The 13,377-nt window shown below is 70.9% G+C and carries 12 protein-coding genes; 5 read left to right on the forward strand and 7 right to left on the reverse strand.

Going from position 1 to position 13,377, the window contains the following annotated elements:
* The 3 genes from VGB75_19165 to VGB75_19175 form a co-directional block, all read right to left on the reverse strand.
* Nucleotides 1-1,485, reverse strand: a 1,485-nt coding sequence (locus VGB75_19165; GenBank protein HEY0169169.1) for a DNA translocase FtsK 4TM domain-containing protein, incomplete at its 3' end; no start/stop codon positions are given.
* Nucleotides 1,486-1,781: 296 nt separating this feature from the next.
* Nucleotides 1,782-2,693: a 4-hydroxy-tetrahydrodipicolinate synthase gene (gene dapA / locus VGB75_19170; GenBank protein HEY0169170.1), complete on the reverse strand. Its 912-nt coding sequence runs from the start codon at nucleotides 2,691-2,693 to the stop codon at nucleotides 1,782-1,784.
* A 95-nt stretch (nucleotides 2,694-2,788) separates the two neighbouring features.
* Nucleotides 2,789-3,433 (reverse strand): nucleoside/nucleotide kinase family protein, encoded by a 645-nt coding sequence (locus VGB75_19175; GenBank protein HEY0169171.1) that lies wholly within the window; start codon nucleotides 3,431-3,433, stop codon nucleotides 2,789-2,791.
* Nucleotides 3,434-3,520: 87 nt separating this feature from the next.
* Here VGB75_19175 and VGB75_19180 point away from each other — a divergent pair, with 87 nt between their 5' ends.
* Nucleotides 3,521-3,883, forward strand: coding sequence for a trypco2 family protein (locus VGB75_19180; protein HEY0169172.1), 363 nt, complete (start codon nucleotides 3,521-3,523; stop codon nucleotides 3,881-3,883).
* Between the two features lie 17 nt (nucleotides 3,884-3,900).
* Complete coding sequence (locus VGB75_19185; GenBank protein HEY0169173.1) at nucleotides 3,901-7,908, forward strand: tetratricopeptide repeat protein; 4,008 nt, start codon at nucleotides 3,901-3,903, stop codon at nucleotides 7,906-7,908.
* Here the strand turns inward: VGB75_19185 and VGB75_19190 are convergent.
* Nucleotides 7,905-9,134 (reverse strand): crosslink repair DNA glycosylase YcaQ family protein, encoded by a 1,230-nt coding sequence (locus VGB75_19190; GenBank protein ID HEY0169174.1) that lies wholly within the window; start codon nucleotides 9,132-9,134, stop codon nucleotides 7,905-7,907. The genes VGB75_19185 and VGB75_19190 overlap by 4 nt on opposite strands.
* Nucleotides 9,135-9,213: 79 nt before the next feature.
* Between VGB75_19190 and VGB75_19195 the strand changes: the two genes are divergently transcribed.
* From VGB75_19195 to VGB75_19205, 3 genes are all read left to right on the forward strand, one after another.
* A complete protein-coding gene (locus tag VGB75_19195) occupies nucleotides 9,214-9,768 on the forward strand; it encodes a GNAT family N-acetyltransferase (protein HEY0169175.1) in 555 nt (184 codons plus the stop codon).
* Nucleotides 9,768-10,424 carry a DUF2461 domain-containing protein gene (locus tag VGB75_19200; protein HEY0169176.1) on the forward strand — a complete coding sequence of 219 codons (657 nt, stop codon included), beginning with the start codon at nucleotides 9,768-9,770 and terminating at the stop codon, nucleotides 10,422-10,424. The genes VGB75_19195 and VGB75_19200 overlap by 1 nt, the downstream gene beginning before the upstream one ends.
* 100 nt (nucleotides 10,425-10,524) lie before the next feature.
* Complete coding sequence (locus tag VGB75_19205) at nucleotides 10,525-10,806, forward strand: hypothetical protein (GenBank protein HEY0169177.1); 282 nt, start codon at nucleotides 10,525-10,527, stop codon at nucleotides 10,804-10,806.
* Here VGB75_19205 and VGB75_19210 read toward each other — a convergent pair.
* From VGB75_19210 to VGB75_19220, 3 genes are read right to left on the reverse strand one after another with little or no spacing between them, the layout of a single operon-like run.
* Nucleotides 10,803-11,288 carry a hypothetical protein gene (locus VGB75_19210; protein HEY0169178.1) on the reverse strand — a complete coding sequence of 162 codons (486 nt, stop codon included), beginning with the start codon at nucleotides 11,286-11,288 and terminating at the stop codon, nucleotides 10,803-10,805. The genes VGB75_19205 and VGB75_19210 overlap by 4 nt on opposite strands.
* A complete protein-coding gene (gene dapB, locus VGB75_19215) occupies nucleotides 11,285-12,037 on the reverse strand; it encodes a 4-hydroxy-tetrahydrodipicolinate reductase (protein ID HEY0169179.1) in 753 nt (250 codons plus the stop codon). Before dapB ends, VGB75_19210 begins: the two co-directional genes overlap by 4 nt.
* A 26-nt stretch (nucleotides 12,038-12,063) precedes the next feature.
* Complete coding sequence (locus tag VGB75_19220; protein HEY0169180.1) at nucleotides 12,064-13,374, reverse strand: pitrilysin family protein; 1,311 nt, start codon at nucleotides 13,372-13,374, stop codon at nucleotides 12,064-12,066.
* Nucleotides 13,375-13,377: the final 3 nt, after the last annotated feature.

The raw sequence follows: 13,377 nt of genomic DNA on the forward strand, positions 1-13,377 counted from the left end.
CAGCGCCTCGGCGGCCTTCTTGGGGCTGGTGATGATCGGCGTGATCAGGTGCGGGATGCCCTCGTAGATCGTCAGCTCGACCCGCTGGGGGTCGACGAGCACCAGCCGCACCTCCTCGGGCGTCGAGCGCAGGAGGATGGAGACGATCATCGAGTTGACGAAGCTGGACTTGCCGGAACCGGTGGCCCCGGCGACCAGCAGGTGTGGGGTCTTGGCCAGGTTGGCCACCACGAAGCCGCCCTCGACGTCCTTGCCCAGCGCGGCCAGCATCGGATGGTGATCGCGCAGCGCCACGTTGGAGCGCAGCACGTCGCCCAGCATCACGATCTCGGGATCGGTGTTGGGGATCTCGACGCCGACGGCGGACTTGCCGGGGATCGGGCTGATGATCCGGACGTCCGGGCTCTTCACGGCGTAGGCGATGTTGCGGGCCAGCTGGATGATCCGCTCGACCTTGACGCCGGGGCCCAACTCGACCTCGTACCTGGTCACGGTCGGCCCGCGGCTGAAGCCGGTCACCGCGCAGTCGACGTTGAACTCCTCGAACACCTGCGACAGCGAGGCGATCACCTCGTCGTTGGCCTTGGTGTGCTCCAGGTGCTGGGAGCCGACGCCGAGGATGTCGGACGGGGGCAGCGTGTAGGCCGCGCCGCCGTGGAGCTCCAGCTGGGTGGGCCGGGTCACCGGCGGCAGGTCATCGACCTCGGCCGGTTTGACGACCCGGGGCTTGCGCGGCTTGCGGGCCGCCGCGATCGGCTCGGCGTCGTCGCCGAAGGCTGCGGGGTCCGGGACGGGGAACGGGTCGTCGAGGAACAGATCGACCTCGCCGTCGGCCGGGGCTGCCTCGGCGTCCGGCGCGGGCGCCCGGCCCCGGCCGGTGGTCGGGGCCGTCTCCTCCCCGGGAGCGAACAGCTCGCGCACCAGGCCAGGCAGTTGGTTCAGCGGGGTGGCGGTCACCACGAGGGCGCCGAACGCGCCGAGCAGGAAGAGGACCAGGACGACCAGGCCGGCCGGCAGGACCCGCTCGAGCTGGCCGGCCAGCATTCCGGTCACCCCGCCGGCAGCCGACCAGCCGGTCTCGTCGGTGGGCGAGCCGGCCCCCAGGTGCAGCATGCCGGTGACGGTCACCAAGATCGCCAGTCCGCCCACCAGCAACCGGCCACGGCGCTCAGGATGGGGCTGCTGGCGCAGCAGGTGCACTGCCCAGACGATCAGCAGCGGCGGAAGCAGCAAGGCCAGGTCGCCGACGAGCAGCCGAAACAGGCCGGTGATCGCGGCGCCGAGCGGGCCGGCCGCGGCGAACCACAGCGCGATCGCTGAGATCAGGCCCAGTGCCAGGACCGCCAGTCCCGCGCCGTCCCTGCGGTGCGCCGGGTCCAGCTCGCGGGCGGTGGCCGCGTTGCGTCCCACCGCGCGGGCCAGCGTTCCGGCGGCTGCGCTGAGCACTCGCCAGAGCTGGGCGACCAGTCGGCCCAGAGCGGCCAACGCTGGCTGCTGCCGAGCCGGCTGCTGCCGGCTGGGCCGTGGCGCCGCCCGACCGGTGGACCGGGCGCGGCCGGCTGGGGCCGAGCTGGCGCCGCGGGCACGTCCGGGCCCCGACGCCTTTTTCGATGCCGGCTGTCGGGTCCTGGTTCCAGGTGTCGCTGCCACCTGGCAACGGTAACGCTCAACTGCAAGTTGAGGGCGCATCGACACCGAAGCGGGCGGCAGCGGCCTCGGCCGGTTAGCTCGGGCGGTTAGCCGCCCGGCCGGTTAGCTCAGGCGGTTAGCCGCCCGGCCGGTTAGCTCAGGCGGTCCCCGCCCAGGCCAGCGTCGATGAGGTCCTGGCGCAGATGGCTCAGCTCGTGCTCGGTGGCCTCGACCATCGGCAGCCGGACCGGCCCCGCCGGCCGGCCCAGCAGCGCCAGACCGGCCTTCACCAGGATCACGCCCTGAGTGCGGAATATGCCGGTGTAGATCGGCAGCACCTGCCGGTACAGCCGCAGCGCCTCGGCCCTGTCACCCCGCTCATGGGCGTCGAGCACCTGCTTGGTCACCGCGCCGGAGAAGTGGGTGGAGGTGCCGACCACGCCGACTCCGCCCACCGCCAGCAACGGAAGCAGCATCGCGTCGTCACCGGCGTAGTAGGCAAGCTCGGTCTCGGCCAGCACCCGGGCCGAGGCCGTCGGCTCGCCGCGGGCGTCCTTGACCGCCACGACCTGCTCGTGGCGGGCGAGTTCGATGATCGTGTCGCTGGCCAGCTGCACCCCGCTCCGGCCCGGGATGTCATAGAGCATCACCGGCAGGGCGCTGGCGTCGGCGACCGCCCGGAAGTGCTGCAGCATCCCGGCCTGCGGGGGCCGGGAGTAGTACGGGGTGACCACCAGCAAGCCGTCGGCGCCGGCTTTGGCGGCCTGCTCGGCCAGCTGGATCGAGTGCACGGTGTCGAAGGTGCCGACACCGGCCACGACGCTGGCCCGGTCACCGACCGCGTCCACCACGGCGGCCAGCAGCTCGGCCTTCTCACCGTCGGAGGTGGTCGGCGCCTCACCGGTGGTGCCGTTGATCACCAGGCCGTCGTTGTGCTGCTCATCCACCAGATAGCGGGCCAGCTCGCGCGCCACTTGCAGATCCAGCTCACCGGCGACGGTGAACGGGGTGACCATGGCGGTGAGCAACCGGCCGAACGGGCGGGTGCGATCCTGACTCAACATGCCCATACGCTACCGCCGGGTCGGGCAGTACCGGGCGTTAACGCCCATGGTCGACCGGGATCGACAGGGTCGACGGGTCAGACGCCGCCCAGTCCTCAGTCAGCGGTCCAGCCCAGCACCCGGTCGGCCCGCTCCCGGCCGGCGGCGACCGCCTCGGCGTTGCGCTCGTCCGAGCCCAGCACCCAGTCCTCGGCCTCGGCCTCGCTCTTGCCGAAAGCCACGTGCCGGGCGATCAGGGCGTCCCGGCGGGCTTGGGCAGGCGGGTCGAGGTACCAGACCTGGTCCAGCAGCGGGCGGATCTCAGGCCACAGCAACAGGTAATTGCCCTCGGTGACGACCAGCGGCGCTTCTGGCGGCACCGCCACCGCCGCGGCGATGGAGTCCTCGATCGCACGGTCGAACGCAGGCGCGTAGACGGTTCCCGGCTCGCGGCGCAACCGGTCCAGCAGGGACGCGTAGCCAGCGCGGTCGAAGGTGTCCGGCGCGCCCTTGCGAGCCCGCCGGCCGGTGCGGCGCAACTCGGCGTCGGCGAGGTGAAAGCCGTCCATGCCCACCAGCACGGCCCGCTGCGGTCCGAGCGCGGCCACCAGCCGCTGCGCCAGCGTGGACTTGCCCGCTCCGGGTGGGCCGGTGATGCCGAGGATCTGCCGCCGGCCGGCGTCGCTGAGCCGCCGGGCGTCGTCGAGCAGCTCGGGAAAAGCCGTCATCGCCTGCCTCTCTTGCCGCCTAGCCGGGCACAGCTACCTCTTTGCCATGTGCATTGTGATGGACCAACCTGCCGATGGCATGATCAATTCGACGTTACCAAGGTCGCCTCGGGGGTCATTGTGGACATAACGCAGGAGCCAGTTCCGCTGGTCGACTTCATCTCCGCGCTGCGCGATCAACTGCGCGCCGCGCACGCCGAGCGTGATCCAGCCTTTCCGATTGAGGTCGGGCCGATATCGGTCGAGTTCACCCTGCTGACCCGCCGGGAGGCCGAAGGCCGGGCAGGGGTCAAGTTCTGGGTGGTCGACGCTGGCGTCAGCGGCAAGCACGCCGCCGAGTCGACCCAGAAGGTGACCATGCAGCTGACTCCGCTGGACCCCGCCGGCGGAAAGCTCAGGGTCAGTGACCAGGAAGTGCGCCAGAGCGGCTCGCTCCGAAGCGGCCAGGAAACCCAACGCGGCGACCGCGAAGAACGCCGCTGAGGGCCGGGCGCTGAGTCATGGTGGGTGTGCCGCCCGAGAGGGTGCTGCTGGTCAAGGCGGACCTGCCGGGCGGTGAGAAGGTGTCGGTCGGCTCAGCCACGTTGATCGCCGCCCGGCTGGTCCTCACGGCCGCTCATGTGGTGTTCGACGAGTCCTCCGGCGCGCCGTTGACCAGCATCGTCGTCGGGCCGCCGGAGGCGCCTCGACTTTTCGAGGCACGAGTCTGCTGGCCGGCTGAGCACCGCAGCAGCGCCAGCGCAGCCGATCTGGACGTAGCCCTGCTGGAGATCATCGACCGGGACTGGTCACCGCCTCCGATGGGACCGGTGCGATGGGGCCGGCTGACCGGCCGATCCCCCGACGTGCGGTGCGAGGCTACCGGCTTTCCGCGGGTGCAGCGCGAGCCCAACGGTGTCCGGGAATCCGATCAGATCAGCGCCACCATCAATCCGGCAGGCGGAGTGGTAACCGGACGCCATGATCTGAACATCACCTCCGCTGCGCCGGTGCCCAACGACAAGTTTCCATCGCCGTGGTCGGGCTCGTCCGGAGCTGGGGTGTTCTGCGACGGGTTGCTCACCGCGGTCCTGGTGATCGACACCGACGGGTACGGTCACGGCCGGCTCACCGCGATCCCGGCCTACCGCTTCATGGCCGACGAAGGGTTCCGCACGCTGCTGATCCAGCACCAGGTGCCCGCTGTGCTGGATTCTGTCGAACTGGCTCCCTTGCTGACCACGGCCGCCCAGCAGAGCCAGATCCGCCGTCGCCGTCCGGAGCGGACCTCACCGGCGATGCTGTTGCGCGCGGACTACGAGACCGTCGACTTCTACGGCCGCACCGAGCTGCTCACAGAGCTCGTCGAGTGGTGCACCGACTCCCACGCGGACATTGACGTCCGGCTGATCACCGGGCAGGGCGGGCTCGGCAAGACCCGGCTGGCCCGCCAACTGGTGACGGCTGTCAACGGCCGGCCCAGCGCCCATGGCCAGCACAGTGCCACCCAGCACGCCGGCCGAGCCTGGCTCGCCGGTTTCCTCTCCGAACCCACCGCCCAGAACCAGCTGCCGGTTGATCGGCTCGCCGACACGGCCGCGCCGGTGTTGCTCGTCATCGACTACGCCGAGACCCGCGCCGCCGAGATCGCTGACCTGCTGCGCCGCTTGTGGGCAGGTGATGGAGCGCCGGTCCGGCTGCTGCTGCTGGCCCGCGCCGCCGGGGAGTGGTGGGATCAGCTTGCCCGTGACCTGGCCGGCCCTGTCGGCGCCACCGAGCAGCTCGCGCCCCTGGACACCACTGCGACCGCCCGGGCAGCGGCGTTCGAAACCGCGGTGTCCGCGTTCGCGACCCGCCTTCCCACGCTGCCCACGATCGTTCCTGGCGTGGACTGGGCCGCTCACGCCCAGGCCCTGACCCCGCCATCTGACCTGGACGATTCGGGCTACGGCAGCCCGCTCACACTTCAGCTGGCGGCCCTGCTCCGTCTGCTGGCCACCGCAGACGCCAACCCACCTGCCAGTGGGTCACCCGGGAGCGTGGCCGCCGAGCAGGAGCTGATCAGTCGGCACGAGCAGAAGTACTGGGCTGCGACCGCCCCCGCCCGGCTAGGCCTGCACCGGGATAGCCTCGCCCAGGCGGTCACCGTAGCGACTCTGTGCGGTGCCGCGAGCCGCGATGAGGCGCTGGCGGTGCTCACCCCGCTACCGGGGATGCAGCAGCGGACCGAGGACGACCGCAAGGCCGTCGCGGACTGGCTAAGCGAGCTCTACCCCGCCGCGTCCGGCCATGAGTGGGGCGGCCTGCAACCCGACCGGATGGGTGAGCACCTCGTTGCCGACATCCTCAGCCGCCGACCGTCACTGCTCCTCCAACTCATGAACGCAGCTAGTCACGCCCAGCAACACCAGGCGCTGACTGTGCTCGCTCGAGTCCTTGCCAACCCCACCGTCAGCGACAGCACCAAAGATCAGCTCCATCAGCAGCTGATCGACCTGTTCAGCGGCAGCGACCTCGGCCTCGCTCTTGCCGGCCTTGCCCTGCAGGTAATCACCGAAACGGCGGAACCGCAGCCGTTGCTCGCCGCAGTCACCACCGCAGCTGACACGTTCGGCCCCCGCCAGCTCAGTTCTTTCGCCAACCAGATGCCCGACCAGAGTCTCATCCTCGCTGAAGCCGCCGTACACCTGTCCGCAGCCCTCGTCCAGGCACTTCGAAGGCTTCCAAACAGCGACACCAAGCCTCATTTGTCCTCTGCCTTGAACAACCTCTCCATCCGGCTGGCGGATCTGGGCCGCCGCGAAGAGGCCCTGATCGCGATCACCGAAGCCACCGACCACTACCGCGCCCTGGCCACCGCCCAGCCCGAGGCGTTCACCTCTGACCTCGCCACCTCGCTGAACAATCTGTCCAATCGGTTGGCCGATCTGGGCCGCCGCGAGGAGGCCCTTACCACGATCAACGAAGCCGTCCGGCTGCGCCGCGCCCTAGCCGACGCCCAGCCCGACGCGTTCACCCCCGAGCTCGCCACCTCGCTGAACAACCTGTCCAATCGGTTGGCCGATCTGGGCCGCCGCGAGGAGGCCTTGACGGCGATCACCGAAGCTGTTCAGCTGCGCCGCGCCCTGGCCACCGCCCAGCCCGAGGCGTTCACCCCCGACCTGGCCGGGTCGCTGAACAACATGTCCATCCGGCTGGCCGACCTGGGCCGCCGCGAGAAGGCCCTCGCCGCGATCACCGAAGCCGTCCAGCTGCGCCGGGCACTAGCCACCGCCCGACCCGACTCGTTCACCCCCGACCTCGCCACGTCACTGAACAACCTGTCCAATCGGCTGGCCGCCTTGGGCCGCCGCGAGGAGGCCCTCGCCGCGATCACCGAAGCCGTCCAGCTGCGTCGGGCACTAGCCGCCGCCCAGCCCGAGGCGTTCACCCCCAACCTCGCCGCCTCACTGAACAACCTCTCCAACGGGCTCGCCGGCCTGGGCCGCCACGAGGAAGCCCTGGCCGCGATCACCGAAGCCGTCCAGCTGCGCCGCGCCCTGGCTGCCGCCCGGCCCGACGCGTTCACCGCCGACCTGGCCATGTCGCTGAACAACCTCACCGGCGGGCTGGCCGACCTGGGCCGCCACGAGGAAGCCCTGACCGCCATCACCGAAGCCACCGACCTCTCCCGCGCCCTGGCCGCCGCCCGGCCCGAGGCGTTCGCCCCCGACCTGGCTGGGTCGCTGAACAACCTGTCCAACGAGCTGGCCGACCTGGGCCGCCACGAGGAAGCCCTGACTACGATCACCGAAGCCACCGACCTCTACCGCGCCCTGGCCGCCGCCCGGCCCGAGGTGTTCACCCCCGACCTGGCCAGGTCGCTGAACAACCTGTCCAACGGGCTCGCCGACCTGGGCCGCCACGAGGAGGCCCTGACCGTGATCACTGAGGCCGTCCAGCTGCGCCGCGCCCTGGCCGCCGCCCGACCCGAGGCGTTCACCCCCGACCTGGCCAGGTCGCTGAACAACCTGTCCAATCGGCTGGCCGATCTGGGCCGCCGCGAGGAGGCCCTGACCGCGATCATCGAAGCCACCGACCTCTACCGCGCCCTGGCCACCGTCCGGCCCGACGCGTTTACCTCTGACCTAGCCACCTCGCTGAACAACCTGTCCAACGGGCTGGCCGCATTGGGCCACCGCGAGGAGGCTCTGACCGCCATCACCGAAGCCGTCCAGCTGCGCCGCGCCCTAGCCGACGCCCAGCCCGACGCGTTCACCCCCGACCTCGCTCAGAGTCTCGTTAGACTCGGCATCTACCTGTCAGCGCTATCTCAACACGTAGCCGCCAGAGATGCCGACGAGGAAGCAGCCACGTTGTACGTGCGGTTGGCGGCGGAGTTGGACCACTTTGAGGAAGCAGCCACTCGGGCGTTGAAGAACCTAGCTATCGACCTTCGCGAGCTTGGTATGCCGCCCGACGAGATCACGAAGTACCTGGAACGGGTCATCCGAGACGCTGGCGACGGGCCGAGAAGGTCAGCCGGCTAGCCGACCGTGGCGCTTAACGCGGCCGCCAGCGCCGGCGCCAGGTCGCCCGGGCCGGTGACCTGCACGCCGTCGAGCCCGAGCCAGGCCGCCAGCTCGGCCAGCTCCGCGGCCAGCTCGACGGCGACCTCATCGTGCTTGACGTCGGGCTCGCCCCAGGCCGACTGGACCCTGAGCACGCCGGCCTGCCGGTCGGCCTTGAGGTCCACCCGGCCCACCAGAGACTCGCCGAGCAGGAACGGCAGCACGTAATAGCCGTGCACCCGCTGCGCGGCCGGGGTGTAGATCTCGATCCGGTAGTGGAAGCCGAACAGCCTCTTGGCCCGGTCCCGGAACCAGATCAGCGGGTCGAACGGGCTGAGCAGCGCCCTGGCCCGCACCTGGCGGGGCCGGCGCGCCGCCGGCCACAGGTAGCCGGGGGCGTTCCAGCCCGCGACCGTCACCGGCAGCAGCTCACCGGCCTCGACGAGTTCGGCGACCCGCAGCTTCGACTCGGCCCGGGGCAGCCGGAAGTAGTCGCCCAGGTCCGGCTCGGTGGCCACGCCGTAGGCCCGGGCGGCGATCCTGACCAGCTCCCGCTGGGCGTCGGCCCGAGCCGGCGTCGGCTGGCTGTGAATGTGCGCCGGCAACACCCGCTCGATGAGGTCGTACTGCCGTTCGAAGTTCACCCGGCGGGCCGCGCCCACCTCGCCCGCCCAGAACAGGTATTCCAGGGCCACCTTGCCGTCGTTCCAGTTCCACATCTGACCCGGCGTGCGCGGCCGGCGCTCCTGCGTCACGTCGGCGCTGCGGATCGGCCCCCGCTCGGCGATCAGCCGGCGGATCTCGTCCAGCAGCTGCGGCTGCTCCTTGGCGATCCGCTGCATACCGCCCCAGGACTCGTCGTGGGCCCGCGCCATCCGCCAGCGCAACAGCGGGTGGGTGGCCAGTGGGATCAGCGACGCCTCGTGCGCCCAGTACTCGACGTACTCACGCTGCAACCGGCCGGCGGTGTGCCCGGTCAGCCGGTCCAGGATCTCGCGAGGGTAGGGCCCGAGCCGGGCGAACACCGGCAGGTAGTGCGACCGGGACAGCACGTTGACCGAGTCCAGCTGCAACAGCCCCATGGTGTCGACCACCTTGCGGATGTGCCGGGCGGTGACCGCCCCGGCAGGCCGCGGTGAGCCGAAGCCCTGGGCCGCCAGGGCGATCCGCCGCGCCGCCGCGGCGGACAGGTCAGCTGAGGGCATGCCCCATTTGACCATGTCGGTCTGACAGCGGCTTGGCCACGCCGACCGGCGTAGGACCGAGTCGCCTAGGCTGTCTGGCGTGGCAGATGTGAGTGTTCGGCCGGCAAGCGCGGACGACGTGGCCGACCTGGCCCGGATCCAGCTCGACACCTGGCGGCTGGCGTACCAGACAGTGCTGCCCGCCGAGATCCTGCAGGCGCTGAGCGTCGAGGACGTCGCGGCCAGTTGGCACGCCGCGATCACCGCGCCGCCGTCGTTGAGTCACCACGTGCTGGTGGCGATGGAAGGTGAGTCCCGGGTCGGCTTCACCGCCTTCGGCCCGGACGCCGACCGCCAGCCACAGGACCCCGACCCCGACACGACCGCCGCGATCAGCATGCTGCTGGTCGAGCCGCGCTGGGGCCGGCGCGGGCACGGCTCACGGCTGCTGGCGGCGGTGGCCGACACCGCGCGGGCGGCCGGCGCCAGCCGGCTGGTGGCCTGGGTGCCGGTGGCCGACGCCGTCTCGCTGCAGTTCTACCGCTCAGCCGGCTGGGAGGCCGACGGCCTGCGGCGCGATCTGGACACCGGCGCCGGCTCGGTCACCGAACTGCGGCTGCACGCCTCGCTTGCTGAGGCAGAAGAGACGCCCTGATGAGCTTCGACGGGATCTCCTTCGCCGCGCTGGACTTCTACGAAGACCTCGAGGCTGACAACTCCAAGTCGTTCTGGACGGCGCACCGCCAGGTCTATGACGAGCAGGTCAAGGCGCCGCTGCAGGAGCTGGCCGCCGAGCTGGGTCCGGAGTTCGGCACGGCCAAGTTCTTCCGGCCGTTTCGCGACGTCCGGTTCTCCAAGGACAAGACGCCGTACAAGACCCACCAGGGCGTCTACTTCGCCGAGTCCCGGCGCTACCTGCAGGTCTCGGCGGCGGGCCTGTACGCCAGCGGCGGCTTCTACGACATGGCCTCTGACCAGCTGTCCCGCTACCGCCGGGCGGTCGCCGAGGAGCTGCCGGGCCAGGCGCTGACGCAGGTGATCGCCCTCGCCGAGAAGGCCCGGCTGGTGATCAACGGCGAGCAGCTGAGCCGGATTCCGAGCGGTTACCCCAAGGACCACCCGCGCCAGGACCTGCTGCGGCGCAAGTCGATCTACGCCACCCGCGAGTTCGGCTCCCCGGACTGGCTGCGGACCCCGCGCGTGAAGGCCGAGGTGGTCAAGGCCTGGCGCGCGATGCAGCCGCTGATCGACTGGCTGGAGAAGAACGTCGGCCAGTCCGACATCCCCGTGGTGCGCCGCGGCGAGCGCTAGGCAGCCGCGCAATCCCACACCGCGGCGAGCGCTAGCGAGCCGCTGTCAGGGCGTGAGGAGGTCCCACGATGCGGGGGCATCCGCATTACCCTCCGGTCGTGTGAGCGACGACCTTGAGCGAGAACTCGCCGCTGCGGCCGCGGCGTTGAACGAGCGGCATCAGGCGACGGGAATCGAGGTCCTGGTCGAGCGGCGCTGGCGCGGTGTCCTGCGCGCGCACGGACTGTGCGCCTACGACCTCTGGACTGACGTCTTCGAACCGGTGCGTCAAAGGTGGGCGTGGAGTCGCCGATGGCGTTGCTGTCAAGCGCCGGAGGACGCTGCTCGCAAGATCGACTGGTTCCTGACGCACCGGCCGGATCTGCCGCCCGGCGCTGGCTAGCTGCCCTGCCCGGCCTTGTCGATGGCGGTGCGCAGCGCCTCGCGGGCCCGCTTGCGGTCCCCGGCCAGGTCATAGGCCTGGGCCAGCCGGAACCAGGCCCGCCAGTCCTGCGGAGCGCGCTCGACCACAGACCGCTGCTGGTCGAACCAGCCGTCGGCCGCCGCGCGGTCCAGCCGGCCCGACGGCAGCCTGGGCAGCGCCGGCAGCGCGGTGGACTCCCCCGCCTCGCGCATCCGGCGCTCCAGCCGCTGGCTGGCCAGGCCGAAGCGCAGTTCGGCGACCACCACCCAGCCGCCGACCACCGGCAGCACCAGGACGGCGGCCCCCAGCGCCTTGAGGACCCAACGGTCCTCGCCCAGCAGGTACAGCCCGCGGTAGCCGATCAGCGCGAAGTAGAACGCCATCGCCGCCACCAGCACGGCGACCACCGCCAGCGGGTTGACCCGCCTGGCGCGCGCCGGTTCGCCTTCGGCCCCGGTCACAGCCCCAGCAACGAGTCCAGGCCGACGGTGAGGCCCGGCCGGTTGCCGACCTCGCGGACGGCCAGCAGCACCCCGGGCATGAACGAGGACCGGTTCAGCGAGTCGTGCCGGATCGTCAGCGTCTCGCCCTCGGTGCCGAACAGCACCTCTTGATGGGCGACCAGGCCGGTGGCCCGGACCGAGTGCACCCGCACCCCGTCGATGTCGGCGCCCCGGGCGCCGTCGACCTCGGCCGTGGTCGCGTCCGGCGGGGCGCTCATGCCGGCTCGGCCGCGGGCCGCCGCGATCAGCCGCGCGGTGGAGGTGGCGGTGCCCGACGGCGCGTCCACCTTCTGCGGATGGTGCAGCTCGATGACCTCGGCCGATTCGAAATAGGGCGCTGCCAGCTGGGCGAACTTCATCGCCAGCACCGCGCCGATGCCGAAGTTCGGCGCCACCAGCACCCCCAGCTCGGGCTTGTCGGCCAGCCATTGCGCCACGGTGCTCAGCTTGTCGTCGGTGAATCCGGTGGTGCCCACGACGGCGTGCATGCCGTGCTCGACCGCGAAGGCCAGGTTGTCCATCACACCGTCGGGATGGGTGAAGTCCACCAGCACCTTCGCGCCCGACTCGACGGCGGCCGAGATCGGATCGCCGAGGTCGATCGAGGCCACCAGTTCCAGGTCTGCGGCCGCCTCCACCGCGGCGCAGACCTGCTGGCCCATCCGGCCGCGCGCGCCCAGCACCGCCACCGCAATCAGTTCGCTCACTTTCCAGAGTCCCTTCTGCGACCGCTCTAGACGGCAGAGTCGAAGTCGTGCTCGCCGAACGGGCCCACCACGGTCAGGCAGGTCGGCTGGGCGGCCAGCTCGGCGGCCAGCTCGTTGACCTGATCGAGGGTGACCGCCTCGACCAGCCCCAGCAGGTCATCCAGGCCCAGCACGTCGCCATAGGTCAGCTCTGCCTTGCCGATCCTGGTCATCCGCGATCCGGAGTCCTCCAGGCCCAGCACCATGCCTCCGCGCAACTGGCCCTTGCCGCGCTCGATCTCGTCGGCGCTGAGGCCGTCGGCGGCGACCGAGCGCAACACCGACGTCATGATCGAGACCACCTCGTCAGCCTTGCCGGGCTGGCAGCCGGCGTACAGGCCGAACAGCCCGTCGCCGGCGTAGGAGGAGGTGAAGGAGTAGGTGGAGTAGGCCAGGCCCCGCTGTTCACGGATCTGCTGGAACAGCCGCGAGGACATGCCACCGCCGATCGCCGTGGTCAGCACTCCCAGGACGAAGCGGCGCTCGTCGAAGCGGGACAACCCCATCGACCCCAGGACGATGTTGGCCTGCTCGGTGTCATCGGCCACGACGCTGACCGGCCGGACCGGCGCGGTGTGCAGCCGGCGGTCCGGACGGGGCTGGGCGCCGGCGTCGCCGTCGAAGAGCCGACCGGTGAAAGCGGCGCGCACCAACCGGACGACCTCGGCGTGGGAGATGTTGCCGGCGACCGAGACCACCATCTCCGAGGGCCGGTAGCGCCGCGAGTAGTAGCCGTGGATCTGCCTCCGGCTCAGCTGGTTGATCGAGTCCTCGCTGCCCAGGATGGACCTGCCCAGCGGCGAGTCTCCGAACAGCGCGGCGGAGAACTCGTCGTGCACCAGGTCCGAGGGGTCGTCATCGCGCATCGAGATCTCTTCCAGCACCACGGTGCGCTCGACGTCGACGTCGGCGGCGGCGATGGTGGCATTGAGCACCACGTCGGCGATGATGTCGACCGCGATCGGCAGCTGCTGGTCCAGCACGGTGGCGTAGAAGCAGGTGTGCTCCTTCTCGGTGAAGGCGTTGAACTCACCGCCGATGGTGTCCATCGCCATCGCGATGTCCAGCGCCGACCGTTGCCGGGTGCCCTTGAACAGCAGGTGCTCCAGGAAGTGGCTGGCGCCGGCGACCGAGGGCGACTCGTCACGTGAGCCGACGCCGACCCAGATGCCGACGCTGGCCGAGCGCACGCCTGGCATCGCCTCGGTGACGATGCGCAGGCCGCCGGGCAGCACGGTCCGTTTGATCACGCCACCGCCTGAGACGGGCAGGGTCCGGGTCTTCGCACGGGTGCTCACGCT

This window comes from Jatrophihabitans sp. (genome assembly GCA_036399055.1).
Classification (GTDB): domain Bacteria; phylum Actinomycetota; class Actinomycetes; order Mycobacteriales; family Jatrophihabitantaceae; genus Jatrophihabitans_A.

Bases quoted from the DNA above. Each gene is read 5' to 3' on its own strand.
- dapA (HEY0169170.1), bottom strand. From the start codon at position 2,693: ATGTTGAGTCAGGATCGCACCCGCCCGTTCGGCCGGTTGCTCACCGCC.
- VGB75_19185 (HEY0169173.1), top strand. From the start codon at position 3,901: ATGGTGGGTGTGCCGCCCGAGAGGGTGCTGCTGGTCAAGGCGGACCTG.
- VGB75_19190 (HEY0169174.1), bottom strand. From the start codon at position 9,134: ATGCCCTCAGCTGACCTGTCCGCCGCGGCGGCGCGGCGGATCGCCCTG.
- VGB75_19200 (HEY0169176.1), top strand. From the start codon at position 9,768: ATGAGCTTCGACGGGATCTCCTTCGCCGCGCTGGACTTCTACGAAGAC.